Source organism: Methylobacterium oryzae (assembly GCF_021398735.1).
Taxonomy (GTDB): domain Bacteria; phylum Pseudomonadota; class Alphaproteobacteria; order Rhizobiales; family Beijerinckiaceae; genus Methylobacterium.
Map to the genome: position 1 here is coordinate 3,166,825 of NZ_CP090349.1, position 20,337 is coordinate 3,187,161.

Consider the following 20,337-nt stretch of genomic DNA (forward strand, 5'->3'; position numbering starts at 1 on the left):
CGCTGCCAGCCCCTTGAATCCTGGCCGCGAACCCTGAATATAGCCTCCGCTATATCTTTGAGGAGAGGGTTCGAGCATGGTGGCGCCGAACGCCGCGACGGCCCCCGGGCGCGCCGCGCCCGGGGCGATGAGCCGGCGGACCGAGGGCGCCATCCGCGACGTCCTCGACGGCCGTCCCGGCGGCCGGGCCCGGTTCCTGCTGTTCGCCGGCCCCGCCGTGACGGCGTCGATCGCCTACATGGACCCGGGCAATTTCGCGACCAACATCCAGGCCGGCGCCCGCTACGGCTACGGCCTGCTCTGGGTGGTGCTGCTCGCGAACCTGACGGCGATGCTGTTCCAGGCCCTGTCGGCCAAGCTCGGCATCGTCACGGGCAAGAACCTCGCCGAGCACTGCCGGGACGCGACGACGCGGCCGGTGCGCCTCGCCCTGTGGGGCATCAGCGAGGTCGCCGCCATGGCGACCGACCTCGCGGAGTTCCTCGGCGGCGCGATCGGCCTGTCGCTGCTCACCGGCATGCCGCTCATGGCTGGCATGGCGATCACCGCGGTGGTCACCTACGCGATCCTGCTCCTGGAGCACGAGGGCTTCCGGCCGCTGGAGATCGCCATCGGCGCGATGGTCGGCACGATCGGCCTCTGCTACGCGGTCGAGCTCCTGATCGCGCCCGTGGCCTGGGGCGAGGCCGCCAAGGGCCTCGTCACCCCGCGGATCCCGGACGCGCAGGCGCTCACCATCGCGGTCGGGATCATCGGCGCCACCGTGATGCCGCACGCGCTGTTCCTGCATTCGGGCCTGACCCAGGGCCGGGGCAATCCCCGCACCGAGGCCGACCGGCGCCTGCTGGTCCGCTACTCGAACCGCGAGGTGGTGGTGGCGCTGCTGCTGGCGGGCCTCGTCAACATGGCGATGGTGATCATGGCGGCGGCGGCCTTCCACGTCGGCCACAGCGAGGTGGCGGAGATCGGCGAGGCCTACCGCACCCTGACGCCGCTCCTCGGGCCCGCCGCGGGGGCGGCCTTCCTGGTGTCGCTGCTCGCCTCCGGGATCTCCTCCTCGGTGGTGGGCACGCTCGCCGGGCAATTGGTGATGCAGGGCTTCACCGGCTGGCGCATCCCGCTCCTCGTCCGCCGGCTCGTGACCATGCTGCCGGCCTTCGCGGTGGTGGCGATCGGCGTCGACCCGACGCAGGCGCTGGTCCTGTCGCAGGTGGTGCTGTCACTCGCCCTGCCGGTGCCGATGGTGGCCCTGGTGGTGTTCACCCGGCGCCGCAGCGTGATGGGGCCCTTCGCCAACGGCCCGCTCACCCAGGCCGCCGCCGTGGCGGGGGCCGCCCTGGTGCTCGCCCTCAACATGGTGCTGCTGGCGGTCGCCTTCGGGGTGCCGGTGCCGGGACTGGAGTGAGAGCCCCGCCGGCAGATCCACCGGCAGCCCTGCCGACAGCCCCGCCGACGGCCCCGCTCAGGTCGCCCGCACCACCACCTCCACGAGGTTGGCGCCCCCCGAGCGGATCCCGGCCTCGATCGCCGGGGCGATGTCGGCCGCCCGGGTCACCCGCCGGGCGGGCACGCCCATCGAGGCGGCCAGCGCCGGGAAGTCGATCCGTGGGTCGGTGAGGTCCATGGCGATGAAGCGGTTGGCGCGCACCGAGGCGTAGTGCGCCTGGCCCTTCATGAAGGTCTTGAGGATGTTGTACTCGGCGTTGTTGATCACCACGAAGGTGACCGGCAGCTTTTCGTGCGCGGCGGTCCACAGGGCCTGCGGCGAGTATAGCGCGGCGCCGTCGCCCACGACACAAACGACAGGCGCACGATCAAGTCCCAAAGAGAAACCCACCGCGGCCGGCATACCCCAGCCGAGCACGCCGCCGCGCATCGCCGCGTACTGGTGCGCGGAGGGGCTGTCGAGGAAGGTGCGCAGGTGGGTGAGCGTCGCGGGCGCCTCGTCCACGATGGTGGTCTCGGCCCCGACCGCGCGAGCGACCTCCCGGGCGGCGACCAGCGGCGCGATCACCGGATCCTCGAAGGCCGCGTCGGCGGCGGCGGCGAGCTTCGCCCGGCGCTCGGCCCGGGCGGTCACCGCCCCGGCGCGCAGGCCCGCGAAGGCGTCGGCCCGGTCGGCGAGGCGGGGCGCGAGCAGCGGCAGCAGGGCGTCGAGGGAGGCGCGGATGTCGCCCACCGTCGACAGGCAGGTGGCGTAGGTGCGCCCGAGGTCGCGCACGTCCGCCGAGAGCTGGAACACCTGCACCCCCGGCGGCACCGCCGAGACCTCCGAGTAGAGCACAGTGATCAGCGACTTGCCGCCGAGCGCGAACACCGCGTCGTAGCGCCCGAGGATGTCGGCGATGGCGTCGGCCCGGGTCGGCAGGTTCCCGGCCCAGAGCGGGTGCGCGGTGGGGAAGGGGATGTGGGCCGGCCAGGACGAGCCGTAGACCGGCGCCGCCAGCAGGTCGGCGAGCGCCACCATCTGCGCCGAGGCGTCCGAGGCGTCGATCTCGTCGCCCGCGATCAGCGCGAGGCGGCCCGGCGCGATGGCGGCGAGCTTCTCCGCGAGGCGGTCGAGGGAGCCCGCCACGGCCCGCTGGTCGATGGTCGAGGTCTCGCCGGCCGGCACCGCCGACAGCGCCTCCATCACGTCCATGGGCAGGGACAGGAAGACCGGCCCGGAGGGGGCGGCCCCCGCGTCGTGGAAGGCCCGGCGCAGCAGGATCGGGATCTGGTCCGGGCTCGTCACCTCGCGGGCCCACTTCATCACCGGGTCGGCGATGGCGACGAGGTCGCCCATCAGCAGCGGGTCGGTCAGGGCGTGGCGGAGATCCTGCTGCCCGGCGGTGACCACCAGCGGCGTGCCGGAGACCTGGGAATTCACCAGCCCGCCCATGGCGTGGCCGAGGCCGCCCGCCGTGTGCAGGTTGAGGAAGGCGGGCCGGCGGGCGCCCTGCGCGTAGCCGTCCGCCATCGCCACGGCGGTCGCCTCCTGCAGGGCGAGGATGTAGGCGATGTCCGGCGCCTCGGTGAGCGCGTCGATGAGCGGCAACTCGGTGGTGCCGGGATTGCCGAAGATGTAGCGCACACCCTCCGAGCGCAGCACCTCCACCAGGAGGTCGGCGCCCCGGCGGCGGCCGGCGGTCTCCACGGTCTCGATCGGCATGCCCTGTCCTCTCCGACGGAATCAGCCGGAGGCTACCCCATGGGCGGACCGGGGCAATGCCGGCGCCGCCCCACGCCGCCCCGCGCCGGGCGGCGACCGATCGGCAACCGATCGGCAGGCATTTCGGCGTAGCCTCCGACCGGGACGCGCCCGCGCCCCCGGGCGCAGGCCTGCCGATCCACGCCACCGACCAGGACGAACATCATGCGGATCGCGGCGTCCCTCGCGCTCCTCGCCACCCTGGTGGCTCCCCCGACAGCCCTCCTGGGCCTCGCCGCGGACGCGCGGGCGCAGGGGCTCGAGCGCGGGGCCCAGGAGGGCGCCTCGCGCGGCGAGGAGATGGCGGGTCCCCTCGGGGCGATCGTCGGCGGCGCGATCGGTGCGGCCGTGGGCACCGCCAACGGCATCCTCGGCGTCGACCGGCGGGAGCGGTTCCGCATCTACGCCCGCGGCGAGCGCCGCCCCTCCATCGCGCTCGCGGGACCCGTGCGAGTCGGTACGGTGCTCCCGGAGGACGGCATCGTGTACTACGATGTCCCGCGGGAGTTCGCCCTGCCGGATTACAGCTACACGATCGTCAACGACCACCCGGTCCTCGTCGACCCGCGGTCGCGCCGGATCGTGGAGGTGATCGACTGACGGCCCGGGCGGCCGGCCGGGGATCCGGCGCGAGGGAGAGGGCGAGCCGATGCCGAGAAGGGTGGGGATCCGGGCGGTGCTCCCATCGGCGCTCCCGGTGACGGGCCTGGTGACGGGATGAGCGCGCGCGACGCCGCGGATGCCGGACGGCGGCACTGGTTCTACGACAGCCGGATCCTGGTCTGCACCTTCTGCCTGCTCGCGGTCATGGTCATCTTCTGGCAGGTGAGCCGGTTCGAGGGTTTCCAGCCGATCTTCACCTGCGCGCGCAATCAGGACGTCGATCGCGACCTGCTCTCCGTCGGGATGCGCGCCTGCATGGGCGACGCGCCCTCGCAGGCCGCCCAGGCGCGCTGCATGCACGTCGTCTACCTGCTGGCCTGCACGGACGAGCGGTGGCGCTGACGTCGCCGCGCGCGGGCCCGTCCGCGGCGGGGCGGGTTCCGCTCAGGCGCGCAGCTCCGCCACGAAGGCCCGGATGAACGGCGGCAACCCGTCGAGGTCGCGCAGGCACAGGGTCAGGTCGCGCCGCGCCCAGGCGTCGGCGAGGGGCACCACCGCGAGGGCGAGGCCCTGCGCGGCGCGGGCGGCGGCGCTCTCGGGCAGGATCGCCAGCCCGACCCGCGCCTCGACGAGACGGCAGACGGCGTCGAAGTCCCGGAGCTGGACCCGCAGGCGCATCGGACGCCCCTCGCGCACCGCCTGGGCGACGAGGAAGCGGCTGATGGCGCTGCGCCGGTCGAGGCCGACGAGGTCGTGGCCGAGCACCTCGGCGAACGGGATCGTCCCGCGCGCGGCCAGGGGATGGTCCCGGGCCGCCACCAGCACGAACCGGTCCTCCCGGAACGGGAAGGTCTGCAGCGAGCCGGTATCCACCGTGCCGGACAGGATGCCGAGATCGGCCGCCCCCTCGGCCACCAGCCCGACGATCTCCTCGGAGGTGCGCTCGTCGATCTCGACGCCGATCCCGGGGTGATCGGCCAGGAAGGCCGAGAGCGCCTCCGGCAGGAATTCGGTGAGCGCGTTGGTGTTGGCCAGCACCCGGATCTGCCCGAAGGCGCTCCCCGAGAAGGCCGCCATCTCCTCGCGCAGGCGCTCCACCCCGGCCAGGACCTCCCGGGCATGGACGAGGAGCGCGCGCCCGGCCGGGGTCGGGCTGACGCCCTGCCGGCCCCGGGTCAGCAGGGCGGCGCCGAGGGAGTCCTCCATCAGCCGGATCCGCGTCGAGGCGGCCGCCAGGGCGAGGTTCGCCCGCGCGGCCCCGTGGGTGATCGAGCCGGCCTCGACCACGTGCCGGAACAGGCCGAGATCGACGAGATCGAACCGCATCATCGCGAAGGCGCCTCCCGCCGCGCCGTCCGGCCGGCGCGTCCCGGGCCGCCCGGGACCCGTCCTGATCCGCGTCTCCGTCGGGGGGCTTGGCGACCGCGTCAACCCCGCCATCCCGGGGCCGCGCCGGGGCCGCGCCGGGGCCGCCGCGGCGATCCCGGTTACAGACACGCCGATCCTTCAGTCGCCCCGGAGCGGGCGAAGCCAACTCTCCGCGGGTCGATCGCCGCGGCCCCACCGGTCTCCGACAAACGAAGACCCGAATTCGCACCCGCCAAGGCTCCGAGTAAAGTAAATATCCTCAATATAGCCGAGAACGACGATTTACCGCCCGTTAATGCCGCATCCTTCAATGCTGCTCGACAGTCTTGCGAGGCGTCGCGGCGATGGTTCCTGTGTCGACATACCCGGTCCGGCGGCCGCCCCGGGATCGCCTGCGCCGGCCCGGGAGCCGCTGATGGACGCGCTCCTCGTCGACGACAGCGCCACCATGCGGATGCGGCTGCGCCTGCTGCTGGAGGCCAAGCCCGACGTGTCCGTCACCGATCACGGCGACCCGGTCGCCGCCATGGTCGAGGCGCGGACGCGGGCCTTCGACCTCGTCCTGGTCGACTGCCACATGCCCGACATCGACGGGATCGCCTTCATCCGGCAGATGCGGACCATCCCGCACTACGCCCAGGTGCCCATCGTGATGGTCACCAGCGACATCTCGGACGCGGTGCGGCTCGCCGCCCTGGAGGCCGGGGCGACCGATTTCCTCGACAAGTCCATGCAGGGCGTCGAGCTCACCGTCCGCCTGCGCAACCTGATCCGGCTCGCCCGGGCGGTGCGGCGGCTGGCCGAGCAGGCCGCTTGGCTCGACGGCGAGGTGGAGGCCGCCCTGCGCCACATGCGCGAGCGCGAGGAGGAGATCATCTTCCGGCTCGCCCTGGCGGTCGAGTACCGCGACAACGACACCGGCGATCACACGTGGCGGGTGGCCCGCTACAGCCAGATCGTGGCCGAGGGGCTCGGGCTGGCGCCGGAGATCTGCCGCAACCTCTACCTCGCGGCGCCGCTGCACGATGTCGGCAAGGTCGGCATCCCGGACGGCGTCCTGCTGAAGCCCGGCCGGCTCGACCGGGACGAGTTCGACCTCGTCAAGACGCACCCCGCGATCGGCCGGCGCATCCTGGGCGGGAGCGCCTCCGAGCTGATCCGGCTGGCCGCGGAGATCGCCGAGTTCCACCACGAGAAGTGGGACGGCGGCGGCTACCCGCACGGGCTCGCCGGCGCCGCCATTCCCCTCTCGGCCCGGATCGTCGCGGTGGCGGACGTGTTCGACGCCCTGACCACGGCGCGGCCCTACAAGGACGCGATGCCCTTCGAGGCGGCCCTGGACTGCATCCGCGCCGAGAGCGGCCGCCATTTCGACCCCGACTGCGTGGCGGCGTTCTGCGCGCGCTTCCCGGACATCCGCGTCGCCGGCGGGCGGACCCGGGCGGGCATGCGGCCGAGCGCCGGGCCGGTCACGGAACCCTGGGCCCGGGTCCCGACCCTCCTGCGCGAGGTCGCCCCCGCCGCGCCCGACCCGACGGGGTGGCGCGCCGACACCCTCGACAGGATCTTGGAGCCGTCATCGGCCCTGTCGGCGAACCCGGAGACGTTTGCGCCGTTGATCCCCGACCCGCACGGATCACGGACGGAGCCGGACCATGACCCCGACCTGGAAGACGCTGCCGGAGATCGCCCTGGCGCACGGGATCTCCCTGGAGGATGCCCAGCGCCTCGTGGACGGGGCGAACTGCCCGAAGGTCTTCCGCGCGGACGGCACCGTCTACCTCATCTGAGCCCGTCCCATCCGGGCGCGTCCCATGCGGGTGCATCCCATGCGGGCGCGCCCCGCGAGGCCGTCCCGGGCGGATGACGCGCGGCCCGGCGGGCCCTAACCTGCCGGCATGCGCATCGTCCACACGCCCGATTCGAGCCGGCACGATCCCGAGCGCTACATGCGCCGCGGCGCGCCGATCCCGCATCCCGAGCAGGCGGCCCGCTACGCGATCCTGCGGGACGCGGCCGTCCGGGGCGGACACGACCTCGCCGAGCCGGCCGATCACGGCCTCGACCCGATCCGGGCGGTGCACGATCCCGACTACGTGGCGTTCCTGGCCGAGGCCTGGGCGCGCCGGGACGCGATCCCCGGCATCGGCGACGAGATCCTGACCGGGGCCTTCGCCCGGCCGCAGATGCACCGGAAGCCCGCCGGCCTCCTCGGGCGCCTGGGCCTCTACACCGCCGACACCTCGACGCCGATCCGCGCCGGCACCTGGGCGGCGGTCTACGGATCGGCGCAGTGCGCGGTCGCGGCCGCCGACGCTGCGCTGGCGGCGGGGCACGCCTACGCCCTGTGCCGCCCGCCCGGCCACCACGCCTACGCGGATTCCGCCGGCGGCTTCTGCTTCCTCAACAACAGCGCCATCGCGGCCGAGCGGATGCGCGCCGCGACCGGCGGCCCGGTGGCGATCCTCGACATCGACGTCCATCACGGCAACGGCACGCAGGGGATCTTCTACGCCCGCGCCGACGTGCTGACCGTCTCGGTCCACGCCGACCCGTCCGACTACTTCCCGTTCTTCGCCGGCTACGCCGACGAGACCGGCGCCGGGGCGGGGGCGGGGTTCAACCGCAACCTGCCGCTGCCGCCGGGCTCGGGGGACGCGCCCTGGCTCGAGGCCGTCGAGGCGGGCCTCGCGGCGATCGCCGTGCACCGGCCCCGGGCGCTCGTGGTGGCGCTCGGCCTCGACGCCGCCGCGGACGACCCGATCGGCGCCCTCGCGGTCTCCCGGGGGGGCTTCGTCGGGGCGGCGGAGCGGATCGCCCGGGCCGGGCTGCCCACGGCGCTGGTCCAGGAGGGCGGCTACCTCTGCGCGGCCCTGCCGGACAACCTCGCGGCCTTCCTCGCCGGCTTCGACGCCGCGCGCTGAGCCGCGCGGCGCGGGCGCGATGTGAAGGCGTGATGCGATCGTGATCGCCGGGGCGCCGGACCGCCCCCCCGATATGGTCGACCCGATGCCACAACCGACCTATCAGGGCGGGGCGGGCGCCGCCGACGCGTCCCGGGCGGGAGGAGCGGGCGATGGACGCGGGCGACGTGGGCATGCGCGAGGCGGCCGGCGCCCCGTGGCACGCGGGTCTCACCCGGCGCCACTGGCGGATCCTGTGGGGCAGCTACCTCGGCTGGATCTTCGACGGCTACGAGGCGGTGGCCCTGGTCTACGCCCTGCGCCCGGCGCTGGCCTCGATCCTCACCCCCGAGCAGGCCCAGGCGCCGGCCTTCTACGTGGGCCTCGCCATCGGCATCACGCTGCTCGGCTGGGGGATCGGCGGCCTGATCGGCGGGATCGCGGCCGACTACATCGGCCGCAAGCGCATGATGATGGTGTCGATCCTGGGCTACGCGCTGTTCACGGGGCTCACCGCCTTCGCGGAGAGCTTCACGCAGCTCGCCGTCCTGCGCTTCATCACCGGGCTCGCCATCGGCTCGGAATGGTCCACCGGCATCGCCCTCGTGGCCGAGACCTGGCCGAACCGGGCCCGCCCGAAGGGCTGCGGCTTCCTGCAATCGGGCTTCGGCGGCGGCGCGGTGCTCGCCGCCATCGTGTGGGCCGTGCTCGCCGCCACCGAGCCCCTGGGCGCGGAATCCTGGCGGATCCTGTTCGCGCTGGGCGCGCTGCCGGCCTTCGTGTGCCTGTACCTGCGCCGGGCGCTGGAGGAATCCGAGCAGTGGATGCGGGCGCTCAAGGCGCAGCGCTGGGCGGCCACCGCCGAGGATGCGGAGGACGCGGACCGGGCCCCGCGGCGCGCGCGGCGCCCGTTCTCCCTGACGGAGATCTTCCGCGAGCCCGAGAGCCGGCGGCGGGTCCTCCTCGCCACGCTCCTGTCCTTCGCCACCACGGTGGGCTGGTGGGCGGTCTCGTCCTGGCTGCCGGCCTACACGGAGGGGCTCGCCAAGGCCGCGGGCGCGCCGGCCAATGTCTGGGGCCCGCGCATGGGCATCGTCTACAATATCGGGGCGATCACCGCCTATGTGATCTCGGGCTTCGTGGCCGACGCGATCGGGCGCCGCGCCTTCCTGCTCGTGACCTATGCCGGCTGCATCGCCACGTCGCTCGCCTGCTATCTCTGGACCGGCGGGCTCGCGCCATTCATGGCGCTCGCCTTCCTGAACGGGTTCTTCACCCTGGGCTTCGCCTTCTCGTGGATGGCGATCTACCTCGCGGAGCTGTTCACCCCGGCGGTCCGGGCGACGGCGTCGAGCGCGGTCTTCAACGGCGCGCGGCTGATCGCCTGGATCTTCCCGATCCTGGCCGGGCAGATCGTGACCGCCTTCGGGGGCGTCGCCGCGGCGGCGCTGACCCTGTCGAGCGTCTACGTGATCGGCCTCGTGGTGCCGTGGTTCATGCCGGAGACGCGGGGCCGGCCGCTGCCGGAATAGGTCGGTCCGGCCCCCGCTCGGTCGGAGCGGGGGGCCGGTCCTAGTCCTGGTCCTAGTCCTCGTCGTCCTCGTCCTGGTGCCGGCCCTTGAGCTTGGCGAAGACCGAATCGGCGTCGAGCCGCTCCTCGCGGCCGCCGTGATCGTCCTCGTGGTCCCGCTCGTCGGCGTCGCGGGCCGTGGAGACTTCGGTCGGCAGCAGCGAGGCGCCGGACTCGGCCGCCACCGCGGCCGGGCGGTCGGCCGCCGCGCGCTGGACCTCGAAATCGAGGTTGATCTGGGTGGTCAGGCCGAGGGTGACCGGGTCCATCGGCTGGAGCGAGCCCGAGTTCCAGTGGGTACGCTCGCGGATCTGCTGGATCGTCGACTTGGTGGTGCCCACGAGCCGGATGATCTGCGAATCCTTCAGCTCGGGGTGGTTGCGCAGCAGCCACAGGATGGCGTTCGGCCGGTCCTGGCGGCGGGAGAGGGGGGTGTAGCGCGGGCCCTTGGTGGTGCGCTTCACCTCCGGCAGCTTCACCTTCGAGACGGCGGGCTTGAGCTTGTAGTGCGGCGCCTTCTGGGCCTTCTCGATCTCGTCGCGAGTGAGCTGGCCGGTGGAGACCGGGTCGAGCCCCTTGATGCCGGCCGCAACCTCGCCGTCGGCGATGCCCTTCACCTCCAGCGGGTGCAGCTTGCAGAAATCGGCGATCTGCTCGAAGGCGAGCGAGGTGTTCTCGACCAGCCAGACGGCGGTCGCCTTCGGCATCAGCGGACCCTGGGACATGCTTCTCGTGCTCCGGCCTGGCGGGACGGGGGCCGGGCATCGGGCCGCGGGCTCCGGATGACCGATCCGGATGTCCCGTCTCACGCTGTCGAATGGGGATGACGCACTATAGGCCCGGGCGGGGAGGGGCGCAATCGCGGGCTCGAGGCGCCGACGCGGATTCTCCGGGTCCCGGGAATAATGGCTAAGCTCGTGCCGTGAGCCTGACCGACCCACCCGCGAAGGCCGCGCACGGCCGGTCGCGGCCGGGAGTGCAGAGGATGGTCATCTCTCTGGCATGGTCCAGAAAAGCGAATGGCGAGTGGAGATTGACGCTCCGCCTCGCCATTCCTCTCTGGCCTCGGCAACACCTGAAACGGTGAATGCCAGGGACCGGCGGTAGCCGCCGTCGGTCCCACTCCCGAGGATAACGCAGCCCTTGCGGCGCAACAACGTTCCGGTCCGCCCCTCAGCGCGGGCGCACCCCGTCGAGGAACAGCCGCACCGCCGCCTGCCGCCGCCGCTCCTGCGCCTCCGGGTCGGTGGCGATGCCGTAGAGGGTCGCCTGGGACGACCGGCCGAGGACGAGGCTGAGGAACAGGTCGGCCGCGATCTCCGGATCCGCCACGGCGATCCGCCCGCGCCGCGCGAAGGCGTCGAGCAGCTGCGCCACCGCGCGCACGCCGCGCAGCCAGCCCTCCTCGTGGGCGAGGCGGGCGAGCTCGGGAAACTGCAGCGCCTGGGCCACGAGGTTGCGCTTGAGCATCGCCGCGCCCGGCGACTGCCCGTGGGCCAGCAGGGTGCGGCTGAGATCCTCCAGGGCGGTCTCGACGTCGTCGCTCCCGCCCTGCGCGGCCTGGGCCTCGGCTGCGGCGGAGAGCGGCGCCAGCCACGCGGCGATCCGCTCGCGCAGGACCGCCTCGAACAGGGCCCGCTTGTCGCGGTAGCGCGCGTAGACCGTCGGCTTGCTCATCCCGGCGGCCTCGGCCACCGCGTCGATGGAGGTGGCGTCGAAGCCGCGCTCCAGGAACAGGGTCGTGGCGACGGCGATCAGGTGCGCCTCGCGCCGGGCCGCCTCCGCGCGGGTCGGCCGGCCGCCGCGCCGCGGTCCCGCCTCCACCCGCTCGATCTCCGTGACCGTCACCCCGCGATCCTCCTTGCTCACCACCGCCGTTCGTCCTATTAAAACGATACCGTACCGTATTGATTCTGGCCAGACCCGATGGACGCACGTCGCAGCGACAGCTTCAAGAGCGCCGACCCGGTCGCGGGTGCGCCGGTCACCGCCCCGACCACCGCGGCTGTCACGCCCCCGGTCTCCGCGCCGGTCCCGGCCACCGTCTCCGCACCGGCGCCGCGCCGCCGCCGCGCGCGGATCGTGCTGCCCCTCCTCGGCCTGCTCGCGCTGGGCGGGGTCGGGACCTACGGCTGGCACTGGTGGAGTGTCGGGCGCTTCCTCGAGGTGACCGACGACGCCTATCTCCAGTCCGACAAGGTCACGGTGGCGCCGCGCATCGCCGGCACCGTCGCGGCGGTGCTGGTCGGCGACAACCAGCCGGTGAAGGCCGGGGACGTCATCGCCCGCCTGGACGACCGGTCCTACCGGGTCCAGCTCAGGCAGGCCGAGGCCGAGGTCGAGAAGGACCGGGCGCAGATCCTGGGCGTCGCCTCGGCGATCGTCCAGCAGCGGGCGCAGGTCGCCTCGTCGCGGGCCGACCTCGCCAACGCTGAGGCCGCCCTCACCTTCGCGCAGCAGGAATACACCCGCTACCAGAACCTGCTGCAGACCGGGTCCGGCACGGTGCAGCGCCAGCAGCAGGCGGAGTCCGACCTGCGCCAGCGCCACGCCGCCCGCGACAAGGCCGCCGCCTCCCTGGACGCCGCGCAGAAGCAGATCGACAGCCTGCAGGCGCTCGAGGCCAGCACCCGCGCGAGCCTGGAGGGCGCGCAGGCCAAGGTCGAGGGGGTGAGGCTCGACCTGAGCTACACCACCATCGTGGCGCCGATCGACGGCGTGGCCGGCGACCGGGCGCTGCGGATCGGGCAGGTCGTCTCGGCCGGCACCGGGCTCCTGACCCTCGTGCCGATGGGCCGCGACATCTACCTCGTGGCGAACTTCAAGGAGACCCAGACCGGCCGCATGGTCGAGGGCCAGCGCGTCACCTTCACGGTCGACGCCTTCGGCGACCACGCGTTCCGGGGCCGGATCGAGAGCTTCTCCCCGGGCACCGGCTCGCAATTCGCGCTGCTGCCGCCGGAGAACGCCACCGGCAACTTCACCAAGGTGGTGCAGCGCGTGCCGGTGCGCGTCGCCCTCGACCCGTCGGATCCGCTCATCGCCCGCCTGCGCCCGGGCCTGTCGGTGGAGGCCACGGTCCACACCCAGGATCCGGTCGAGCCGGTGCGGCCCGCCCGGCCGAGGCCCGCTCCGGCCCTCGTCAGCGAGGCCCTGCCCCGATGAGTCCGGCCCCGACGAGCCCCGTGCCGGCCGTGGCCGTGCCCGAGGCGAAGGCGAGCGCCCGGGACTGGCTCGCCGTGTTCGGCGCGATCCTCGGCGCCTTCACGGCGATCCTCGACATCCAGATCACCAACGCGTCGCTCGCCGACATCCAGGGGGCGCTCGGCGCCTCCACCGAGGAGGGCAGCTGGATCTCCACCGCCTACCTGATGGCCGAGATCATCGTGATCCCGCTCACCGGCTGGCTGTCCTCGGTGATCGGCCTGCGCCGCTACCTCGCGGTGAACACCATGCTGTTCACCGCCTTCTCGCTGGCCTGCGCGCTGTCGACGACCTTGGGCCAGATGATCCTGTTCCGGGCCGGCCAGGGTTTTACCGGCGGCGTGCTGATCCCCACCGCCATCGTGATCGTGCGCACCCGGCTCTCGAAGGCGCAGCAGCCCATCGGCATCGCGCTGTTCGGGCTGACCGCGACCTTCGCGCCCGCGATCGGCCCGACGGTCGGCGGCTGGCTCACCGACAACCTGTCGTGGCACTACATCTTCTACCTGAACCTGATCTTCGGACCCGTGGCGGCGGCGATCCAGCTCGGCGCCTTCGACAGCGTGCCGGCGCGCTGGGGCGAGCTGCTCAAGGGCGACTGGATCGGCATCGGCCTGATGGCGATCGGCCTGCCGGCCCTGACCTACGTGCTGGAGGAGGGCCAGCGCAAGGACTGGTTCGGCTCGCAGGTCATCGTGAACATGTCGCTGCTGGCGGCGGCCGGCATCGCCGGCTTCATCGTCCGCGAGCTCACGACCGAGCGCCCGTTCATCAACCTGCGGGTCCTGGCCAACCGCTCGGTCGGCGGCGCCTGCGTGCTGATGACCGTGCTGGGCGCGGTCTCGTTCGGGTCGATCTACATCATCCCGGTCTACTGCGCGCAGATCCAGGGCTACAACGCCCAGCAGATCGGCTACGTGGTGATGTGGTCGGGCCTGCCGCAGCTCGTCCTCTTCCCGATGATGCCGCTGCTGATGCGGACCTTCGACGCCCGGGTGCTGGTGGTCACCGGCACGCTGTTCTTCATCGCGAGCTGCTGGATCAACGTCGGCCTGACCCACGATGTCGGCGCCGACCAGCTGATCCTGCCGCAGCTGATGCGGGCCGTCGGCCAGCCGCTCTTCACCATCCCGCTGTCACAGCTCTCCACCGTCGGCCTCGCCCCGCGCGACACCGCGGACGCCTCCGCCCTGTCGAACATGATGCGCAACCTCGGCGGCTCGATCGGCATCGCCATGCTGTCGACGATGATCGACCGGCGGGAGCACTTCCACTTCTCGATGCTGGCCGAGGCGATTACCGTCAACGCCACCCGCACCCAGGACCGGCTCGCGGCGCTCGCCGCCGGGATGCACACCCGCATCGCCGACCCGCTGGCCGCCAAGGGCGTCGCGCTGGGCCAGCTCGCCGCCCAGGTCCGCCGCGAGGCCTACGTGATGGCCTACGCGGACGGGTTCTGGCTGGTGGGCGTGAGCCTCGTGGCGAGCCTCGCCGTGGTGGCCATCCTCAAGAAGCCGCAGCACGCCGCTGGGCCCGTGGAGGCGCACTGAGCGGCCGGGGTCCTACCGCCCCGGCAGGTTGTGGACGATCGGGAAGAACGTGTCCTTCCAGTCCTTGGGCTCGGTCTTGATGGTCTTCATCGCGTAGAAGTGCCGGGCCTGGAGCATGATGCCGTAGGGCGTGGTGGAGAAGTTCGTCCCGGGCTCCTTCATGATCTCGACCAGGGTCTCGGGGGGCGTCTTCTCGTTGGTGGCCGCGACGTAGTCCTTGGCGGCCTTCAGCGGATCCCGGGCGATCTCGGCATTGGCCTCGTCGATGGCGGCCACGATGGCGGCGGCGAGCTTCGGGTTGCGGTTGTACCAGCCGGTCCGGGCGTAGAAGATCGCGTTGCTCACCGGCTCGCCGACCATCTCGTAGGAGTTGAGCACCTTGTGGATCGCCGGGTCCTGCAGCTCGCGCTGCTGGAACGGCGGCAGCGAGAAGTGGCTGTTGACCTCGTTGTGCGGGCTCGCCAGCGCCGCCACGGCGTCGGGATGGCCGAGCTGGACGGTGAGCGGGTCGAGCTTGGTGGCGTTCTCGGGCCCGAACGCCTTCTTGGCGGCGATCTGCAGCAGCACAGCCTGGGACGAGACCTTCACGGAGGGCAGGGCGATCTTGTCCTTGGACGAGAAGTCCTTGAGTTCCTTCACGTCCGGATTGCGGGTGAGCAGCATCATCGGCGTGGTGCCGACCCCGCACAGGCCCTTCACGTCGCCCTTGGTGCGGTCGTTGAGCAGCAGCATGTTGGTCGAGCCGCTGTCGACGATGTCGATGTTGCCCGAGAGCAGCGCGTCGTTGCCGGCGGCGCCGCTCGTCAGGTTGACCCACTCCACCGTGACGTCCCCGAGGCCCGCGGCCTTGGCGTGCTTCTCGATCAGCTTGTGCTGCTCGGCCAGCACCGCGGGCAGGTAGACGAAGCCCGGCTGCCGGCTGATCCGGACCTTGGCATCGTCGGCCCGGGCGGGGGTGGCGAGCGCCAGCCCGGCCAGCAGGAGGACCGATCCCGCCCGCAGGAGCCGACGCCGGCCCGGCAGCAGCGAGCCCGTCCGAGACGTACGCACCATGACGCTTCTCCCTGTGGCCCGGCGCGATCCTGAGCGGCGCCGGGCTTTCGTTGGACGGGGAGTGGACAGGCTCGGGCCGGCGCGCGCAAGGCCGTCTTCACGCTCCGCTAACGCAGAAGCTGCAAAATATCGCAGGTTGAAATCATCTTCTTGCAATCATCATCGCGGGGGCGTGGGTGAAGATCGGGCTCGGAGCGAAGCTCCACACCATCACAGCCACCGCGCTGGTCGGCATCGTCGCGGTCTCGGGCATCGGGCTCGTCAGCCTGAAATCCCAGGTCGAGCAGGACCGGATGGCCAAGACGCGGAACCTCACGGACGTCGCCTACGGGGTCGCGGCCTATTTCGAGGGCGAGGAGCGGGCCGGGCGCCTGTCCCGGGCGGACGCGCAAGGCGCCGCGATCCGGGCCCTCAAGGCCCTGCGCTACGACGACAAGGAGTACTTCTGGGTCAACGACATGCAGCCCCGCATGGTCGCCCACCCGATCAAGCCCGAACTGGAGGGCAAGGATCTCGCCGCCGTGCAGGATCCCACCGGCAAGCGCCTGTTCGTCGACTTCGTCGAGACGGTGAAGCGGCAGGGGCAGGGCTTCGTCGACTATTACTGGCCGAAGCCCGGCGCCGACGCCCCCGTGCCGAAGCTCTCCTACGTGCGCGGCTTCGCCCCCTGGGGCTGGGTGATCGGCACCGGCATCTACGCCGACGACACCGCGGCGATCCTGCGGGACGCGGCCTGGAAGGCGGCGGCCGGCATGCTCGTGGTGGTGGCGCTGATCGGCCTGCTCGCGGCGCTGATCGGCCGGCGGCTGACGCGGCCGCTGCGCGCGCTGAACGGCGCCATGCACCGCCTCGCGGCCGGCGAGACCGCCGTGCCGGTGCCGGCACGGGAGCGCCGGGACGAGATCGGCGCCATGGCGGGCGCCGTGCAGGTGTTCAAGGACGCGCTGATCGCCAAGGCCGAGACCGACGCCCGCGCCGCCGCCAGCGCCGACGGGGATGCCCGGCGGGCCGCCGCCCTCGACCGGCTGACCCGGTCCTTCGAGACCCGGGCCGGGACCCTGAGCCGCGGCCTCGCGACGGCGGCCGCCGACCTCGAGGCGACGGCGCGGACGCTGACCGTCACGGCCGCCCACACCACCGAGCGCACCGGCGCGGTGGCTGCGCAGGCGGCCGGCACCTCCGCCGACGTCCAGACCGCCGCGGCGGCCACCGAGGAGATGTCGGCCTCGGTCCAGGAGATCGCCGGGCAGGTGAACCGCGCCTCGGAGATCGCCGGGCAGGCCGCGATCAGCACCCGCCAGGGCGAGGCGACCGTGCGGGCGCTCGCCGCCGGCACCGAGAAGATCGGCGACGTGGTCGGCCTGATCGCCTCGATCGCCGGCCAGACCAACCTGCTGGCGCTCAACGCCACGATCGAGGCGGCCCGCGCGGGCGCGGCCGGGCGCGGCTTCGCGGTCGTCGCCTCCGAGGTGAAGGCGCTGGCCGAGCAGACCGCCAAGGCGACCGAGGAGATCTCCGGCCAGATCGGCCGGATCCAGGGCGAGACCCGGGACGCGGTCGCGGCGATCGGCGCGGTCGGCCGGACCATCGAGGAGATGCGCGGCATCGCGGTCGGGGTCGCGGCCGCCATGGAGGAGCAGAACGCCGCCATCCAGGAGATCGTCCGCGGCGTGGCGAGCGCCGCCACCGGGGCGCAGGGCGTGTCCGAGAACGTCGTCGACCTGCGCCGCGGCGCCGACGAGACCGGCAGCGCCTCCGAGCAGGTGCTGGCGGCCGCACGCGACCTCACCCGCGGCTCGGACGAGCTCGACCACGCCGTGAAGGCCTTCCTGGCGGAGGTCCAGGCTGCCTGAGGGCGCGGCCTGAGGGTGGCCTGAGGGGCGGGGCCCCCGCGGGCGGGCAGGGCGGCGCTCAGCCCGCGGAGAAGCCCCGGACCGCGGCCCGCACCAGCGCGTCGATCATCGGCCGCACGTCGCTGACCCCGAGGGGACCCAGGCTGCCGAGATCGGCGAGATAGGTCATGCCGTGGACGCTGGACCACAGCGCCCGCGCCATCACGGGGATCGCCGCCTCGCCGAGGCGGCCACCGTCGCGCAGCACCCCCTCCAGGATCCCGAACAGGGCCGCGATGTCGGCCTGCACCGAGTCCGGCGCCGCCACCGTGCGCCGCTCGAAGATCGCCGCCCAGGCGGCGTGGTGCTCGGCCGCGAAGGCGAGATACGCGTCGGCCAGGCACAGGAGCCGCGCCTCCGTCTCCCGCGACGGACAGGCCGCCAGCGCCCCCGCGAGGGTGTCCCGGAGCCGGCGCATGGTGACGGCGTTCGCCTCCAGGCGCAGCACTTCCAGGCTGTCGAACTGCGTGTAGACCGAGCCGACCGCCGTGCCGGCCCGCTCCGCGACGCCGCGGGCGGTCAGCGCCGCCGCGCCGCCGGCGTTCAGGATCGCCACCGCGGCCGCGATCAGGGCCTGGCGATCGGCCGCCCGATCGCCGGGCTCCTTCCGCGGCCGCCCCCTCACTTTTTTATGAACCTCGTTCATTTTATCCCTTGCGGCCCGGCACGTCCCGTGTTTACTTGTTTCATGAACGACGTTCAATCAAATCCGGACGCGGTCCGGCCCGTCGTTCCCGCGAGGTGAACCGTGATGAGGACCCTCTCCTTCCTGATGCGCGGCGTGATCGCCGACAACGCCCAGGCGATCCACGACGCCCATGCCGTGACGATCCTGCGCCAGCAGATCCGGGACGCCGCCGGCGCCCTGGCGACCGCCCGGCGGGAACTCGCCGTCGCCATGGCCTACCACGCCGCCGAGGCGCGCGCCCTCGATGCCATCGGCACCCGCATCGACACCCTGTCTGACGGGGCGCGGCGGGCGCTCAGCGACGGGCGCGAGGATCTCGGGACCGAGGCGGCGATCCACATCGCCGCCCTGGAGGACGAGCGGGCCGACCGCCGGGCCGCCGCCGAGCGCTTCGCCGCGGAGGTCGAGCGGCTGAAGGGCCTGGTCGCGCAGGGCGGCGAGCGCCTGCGGGACCTCGACCGCGGGCTCCAGACCGCCCGCACCACCGAGGCGCTGCGGCGGGCCGGACTGGAGGGCCGCCGGGTCACGACCCTGTCGGCGGGGGCGCTCGGGGAGGCCGAGCGGACGCTGGCGCGCCTGCGCGAGCGGCAGGCGGCCGAGGCGGACGTCGCCGCCGCGCTGACCGCGCTCGAGGCCGAGGCCGCGGGCGGAATCGAGGCCGACCTCGAGGCGGCGGGCTACGGCCGCCCCCGCACCGACCCGCGGGCCGTGCTCGACCGCCTCAGGGCCGGCGCCTGACCGGCGCCGCACCGCTTCCCCTTCGATCCTTCCTCAGGAGACCGCACCATGACACCGCAGATGCCCCATACCGGCGCCTGGAAGACCTTCACGCTGGTCAGCTTCGCCGTCGCCGCCGCCATGCTGACATTCGGCATCTTCTTCCTGCCCGCCGACATCTGGATCAAGGGCTACCTCGCTATGGCGTCGCTGTTCCTCACGGGCACGACCTTCACCCTGGCCAAGACCCTGCGCGACGAGCACGAGGCGAAGCGGCTGATCAACAAGATCGAGGACGCCGCCACGGAGCGCGTCCTGCGCGAGGTGGTGCCGGGCCGGCTCTGAGGCCCGGCAGGCCCGCGCCCCGACCCGGGCGGCGCGCGTCCGGGGTCGGGGAGGCGGCGCGCGGCGGAGCGCGGCACCTCCCCGGATCGCTCACGCCGCGGCGTCCAGGAACCCGGCCACGACCCGGGCGAATTCCGGGGTCCGCAGGTAGCCGTAGGATTTGTGCCGGTTCTCGGCGCCGTCCGGCCTCCGGTAGGCGTTGATCACCGGTACGTCCCGCACCCGCACCCCGGCGGCGTTCGGCGTGTAGAGGGCCGCGAGGTCGTCGCCCACCGTAGCGATGTCCTGGCGGTCCATCAGGTTGGTCCAGGCAGCGAGCGCCGCAGGCACCCGGAGATCGCCGTGCTCGTCGGCGAGCTTCAGCTTCAATTCGGCGAGCCCGAGGGGCGCGCCGAGGGTGACGAGGTCGCAGCGGGGCATCGGCGTCCCGTCCGCCTCGGCGGCGCGCAGCACGTCGTAGGCGATCAGGCCGCCCATCGAGTGCGCGGCGATCAGCACGGTGTCGGATGCGGCCGCCGCCAGGGCATCGCGCAGGCGCGCCCGCGCCGCCGCCCGGAAGTCCGCGTCCTCGTAGTAGCCCCAGAGGTCGTCGAGGCGGTATTCCAGGATCAGGTCGTCCACCGGCGTCAGCCCGGCGGCCTCCTGCAGGTGCGACAGGCCGCGGTAGATCCGGTCGGTGAGGGTCGGCTCGGCGCGCTCCGGCTCCCCCGCCGGGGAGGGGAACGGCCCGAGGCCGTGATCGGGGCGGTAGGGCTCGCGGTTGCGGTCGCCCGCGAGCGGCTGCGGGTAGCGCAGGTCGGCCCAGTAGACGAAGGTGAAGGGCAGGTCGGGCTCCGCGACCCGGAGCCCGAGATTGCGGTCGAGCCCCTCGCGGATCGCGGCGCGCCACCAGGCGGCCTTCTCGTCCCGGGGCGGCTTGTTGGCGAGCCCGTGGATGCCGATGATGTGCGCCCGACCCAGTGTCCGCTCCCAGACCGACGAGAGTGCCGGTCGGGCAAGATAGGGCCGCCCCGCGCGGACGGAACTGCGGCTTAGTTTCCGCGCGGCCCGCCGTCACGCCGCTGCCCTCCGCCGTCACCTGGCCGTCACCTGGCCGTCACCTGGCCGTCACCTCGCCGTCACCTCGCCGTCACACCCGCCGATACCCCATTGCCACGCGGCCGCTCCGCCATAGCTGCGCTGCGGGAACCGGATCGGGCCCGGGGCCTTCTCCCACGACAGATGATCCTGCCGCGCTTGCGTCCCGGTCGCGCG

General features: G+C 73.1%; 18 protein-coding genes. 11 read left to right on the forward strand and 7 right to left on the reverse strand.

Annotated features, from left to right (window positions below):
- Window positions 1-76 precede the first annotated feature (76 nt).
- Complete coding sequence (locus LXM90_RS15190) at window positions 77-1,405, forward strand: Nramp family divalent metal transporter (RefSeq protein WP_020093315.1); 1,329 nt, start codon at window positions 77-79, stop codon at window positions 1,403-1,405.
- A gap of 57 nt (window positions 1,406-1,462) precedes the next feature.
- On the opposite strand, the gene LXM90_RS15195 is transcribed toward LXM90_RS15190, so the two are convergent.
- Window positions 1,463-3,151 (reverse strand): thiamine pyrophosphate-binding protein, encoded by a 1,689-nt coding sequence (locus LXM90_RS15195; protein WP_020093316.1) that lies wholly within the window; start codon window positions 3,149-3,151, stop codon window positions 1,463-1,465.
- A 204-nt stretch (window positions 3,152-3,355) separates the two neighbouring features.
- Here LXM90_RS15195 and LXM90_RS15200 point away from each other — a divergent pair, with 204 nt between their 5' ends.
- Both LXM90_RS15200 and LXM90_RS15205 read left to right on the forward strand, forming a co-directional pair.
- On the forward strand, window positions 3,356-3,790 hold the full coding sequence (locus LXM90_RS15200; protein WP_020093317.1) for a DUF1236 domain-containing protein: 435 nt from the start codon (window positions 3,356-3,358) through the stop codon (window positions 3,788-3,790).
- 117 nt (window positions 3,791-3,907) lie between these two features.
- Complete coding sequence (locus tag LXM90_RS15205; RefSeq protein WP_020093318.1) at window positions 3,908-4,195, forward strand: hypothetical protein; 288 nt, start codon at window positions 3,908-3,910, stop codon at window positions 4,193-4,195.
- A 42-nt stretch (window positions 4,196-4,237) separates the two neighbouring features.
- On the opposite strand, the gene LXM90_RS15210 is transcribed toward LXM90_RS15205, so the two are convergent.
- Window positions 4,238-5,122 (reverse strand): LysR substrate-binding domain-containing protein, encoded by an 885-nt coding sequence (locus LXM90_RS15210; RefSeq protein WP_020093319.1) that lies wholly within the window; start codon window positions 5,120-5,122, stop codon window positions 4,238-4,240.
- Between the two features lie 454 nt (window positions 5,123-5,576).
- On the opposite strand from LXM90_RS15210, the gene LXM90_RS15215 reads away from it, so the two are divergent.
- The 3 genes from LXM90_RS15215 (at window position 5,577) to LXM90_RS15225 (ending at window position 9,596) form a co-directional block, all read left to right on the forward strand.
- Window positions 5,577-7,028, forward strand: coding sequence for an HD domain-containing phosphohydrolase (locus LXM90_RS15215; protein WP_020093320.1), 1,452 nt, complete (start codon window positions 5,577-5,579; stop codon window positions 7,026-7,028).
- 31 nt (window positions 7,029-7,059) lie between these two features.
- Window positions 7,060-8,085: a histone deacetylase family protein gene (locus tag LXM90_RS15220; RefSeq protein WP_020093321.1), complete on the forward strand. Its 1,026-nt coding sequence runs from the start codon at window positions 7,060-7,062 to the stop codon at window positions 8,083-8,085.
- A gap of 152 nt (window positions 8,086-8,237) precedes the next feature.
- Window positions 8,238-9,596 carry an MFS transporter gene (locus LXM90_RS15225; protein ID WP_020093322.1) on the forward strand — a complete coding sequence of 453 codons (1,359 nt, stop codon included), beginning with the start codon at window positions 8,238-8,240 and terminating at the stop codon, window positions 9,594-9,596.
- A gap of 52 nt (window positions 9,597-9,648) precedes the next feature.
- On the opposite strand, the gene LXM90_RS15230 is transcribed toward LXM90_RS15225, so the two are convergent.
- Window positions 9,649-10,359 carry a DUF1013 domain-containing protein gene (locus tag LXM90_RS15230; protein WP_020093323.1) on the reverse strand — a complete coding sequence of 237 codons (711 nt, stop codon included), beginning with the start codon at window positions 10,357-10,359 and terminating at the stop codon, window positions 9,649-9,651.
- Window positions 10,360-10,807: 448 nt separating this feature from the next.
- Window positions 10,808-11,482: a TetR/AcrR family transcriptional regulator gene (locus tag LXM90_RS15235; protein WP_051123750.1), complete on the reverse strand. Its 675-nt coding sequence runs from the start codon at window positions 11,480-11,482 to the stop codon at window positions 10,808-10,810.
- A 78-nt stretch (window positions 11,483-11,560) separates the two neighbouring features.
- On the opposite strand from LXM90_RS15235, the gene LXM90_RS15240 reads away from it, so the two are divergent.
- Both LXM90_RS15240 and LXM90_RS15245 read left to right on the forward strand, forming a co-directional pair.
- The gene (locus tag LXM90_RS15240; RefSeq protein WP_020093325.1) at window positions 11,561-12,799 is read left to right on the forward strand and encodes an HlyD family secretion protein; all 1,239 of its coding nucleotides are present in this window, start codon (window positions 11,561-11,563) and stop codon (window positions 12,797-12,799) included.
- A complete protein-coding gene (locus LXM90_RS15245; protein WP_051123747.1) occupies window positions 12,796-14,388 on the forward strand; it encodes a DHA2 family efflux MFS transporter permease subunit in 1,593 nt (530 codons plus the stop codon). The genes LXM90_RS15240 and LXM90_RS15245 overlap by 4 nt, the downstream gene beginning before the upstream one ends.
- A gap of 12 nt (window positions 14,389-14,400) precedes the next feature.
- On the opposite strand, the gene LXM90_RS15250 is transcribed toward LXM90_RS15245, so the two are convergent.
- Window positions 14,401-15,441 (reverse strand): ABC transporter substrate-binding protein, encoded by a 1,041-nt coding sequence (locus LXM90_RS15250; RefSeq protein ID WP_020093327.1) that lies wholly within the window; start codon window positions 15,439-15,441, stop codon window positions 14,401-14,403.
- Window positions 15,442-15,617: 176 nt separating this feature from the next.
- On the opposite strand from LXM90_RS15250, the gene LXM90_RS15255 reads away from it, so the two are divergent.
- Window positions 15,618-17,294: a cache domain-containing protein gene (locus LXM90_RS15255; RefSeq protein ID WP_020093328.1), complete on the forward strand. Its 1,677-nt coding sequence runs from the start codon at window positions 15,618-15,620 to the stop codon at window positions 17,292-17,294.
- A 58-nt stretch (window positions 17,295-17,352) separates the two neighbouring features.
- Here the strand turns inward: LXM90_RS15255 and LXM90_RS15260 are convergent, their stop codons facing one another.
- Window positions 17,353-17,979 (reverse strand): TetR/AcrR family transcriptional regulator, encoded by a 627-nt coding sequence (locus LXM90_RS15260; protein WP_026604950.1) that lies wholly within the window; start codon window positions 17,977-17,979, stop codon window positions 17,353-17,355.
- Window positions 17,980-18,084: 105 nt separating this feature from the next.
- On the opposite strand from LXM90_RS15260, the gene LXM90_RS15265 reads away from it, so the two are divergent.
- Window positions 18,085-18,759 carry a PspA/IM30 family protein gene (locus tag LXM90_RS15265; protein ID WP_020093330.1) on the forward strand — a complete coding sequence of 225 codons (675 nt, stop codon included), beginning with the start codon at window positions 18,085-18,087 and terminating at the stop codon, window positions 18,757-18,759.
- Window positions 18,760-18,807: 48 nt separating this feature from the next.
- Entirely contained in the window at window positions 18,808-19,083 is a 276-nt protein-coding gene (locus LXM90_RS15270) for a YiaA/YiaB family inner membrane protein (protein WP_020093331.1), read from the forward strand.
- A 90-nt stretch (window positions 19,084-19,173) separates the two neighbouring features.
- On the opposite strand, the gene LXM90_RS15275 is transcribed toward LXM90_RS15270, so the two are convergent.
- Window positions 19,174-20,043 carry a hypothetical protein gene (locus LXM90_RS15275; protein WP_026604952.1) on the reverse strand — a complete coding sequence of 290 codons (870 nt, stop codon included), beginning with the start codon at window positions 20,041-20,043 and terminating at the stop codon, window positions 19,174-19,176.
- Window positions 20,044-20,337 lie beyond the last annotated feature (294 nt).

Coding starts and splice junctions, on each gene's coding strand:
- LXM90_RS15250 (WP_020093327.1), bottom strand. CDS start 15,441: ATGGTGCGTACGTCTCGGACGGGCTCGCTGCTGCCGGGCCGGCGTCGG.
- LXM90_RS15215 (WP_020093320.1), top strand. CDS start 5,577: ATGGACGCGCTCCTCGTCGACGACAGCGCCACCATGCGGATGCGGCTG.
- LXM90_RS15270 (WP_020093331.1), top strand. CDS start 18,808: ATGACACCGCAGATGCCCCATACCGGCGCCTGGAAGACCTTCACGCTG.
- LXM90_RS15220 (WP_020093321.1), top strand. CDS start 7,060: ATGCGCATCGTCCACACGCCCGATTCGAGCCGGCACGATCCCGAGCGC.
- LXM90_RS15225 (WP_020093322.1), top strand. CDS start 8,238: ATGGACGCGGGCGACGTGGGCATGCGCGAGGCGGCCGGCGCCCCGTGG.
- LXM90_RS15245 (WP_051123747.1), top strand. CDS start 12,796: ATGAGTCCGGCCCCGACGAGCCCCGTGCCGGCCGTGGCCGTGCCCGAG.
- LXM90_RS15210 (WP_020093319.1), bottom strand. CDS start 5,122: ATGATGCGGTTCGATCTCGTCGATCTCGGCCTGTTCCGGCACGTGGTC.
- LXM90_RS15190 (WP_020093315.1), top strand. CDS start 77: ATGGTGGCGCCGAACGCCGCGACGGCCCCCGGGCGCGCCGCGCCCGGG.
- LXM90_RS15240 (WP_020093325.1), top strand. CDS start 11,561: ATGGACGCACGTCGCAGCGACAGCTTCAAGAGCGCCGACCCGGTCGCG.
- LXM90_RS15200 (WP_020093317.1), top strand. CDS start 3,356: ATGCGGATCGCGGCGTCCCTCGCGCTCCTCGCCACCCTGGTGGCTCCC.
- LXM90_RS15205 (WP_020093318.1), top strand. CDS start 3,908: ATGAGCGCGCGCGACGCCGCGGATGCCGGACGGCGGCACTGGTTCTAC.
- LXM90_RS15230 (WP_020093323.1), bottom strand. CDS start 10,359: ATGTCCCAGGGTCCGCTGATGCCGAAGGCGACCGCCGTCTGGCTGGTC.
- LXM90_RS15260 (WP_026604950.1), bottom strand. CDS start 17,979: ATGAACGAGGTTCATAAAAAAGTGAGGGGGCGGCCGCGGAAGGAGCCC.
- LXM90_RS15195 (WP_020093316.1), bottom strand. CDS start 3,151: ATGCCGATCGAGACCGTGGAGACCGCCGGCCGCCGCCGGGGCGCCGAC.
- LXM90_RS15265 (WP_020093330.1), top strand. CDS start 18,085: ATGAGGACCCTCTCCTTCCTGATGCGCGGCGTGATCGCCGACAACGCC.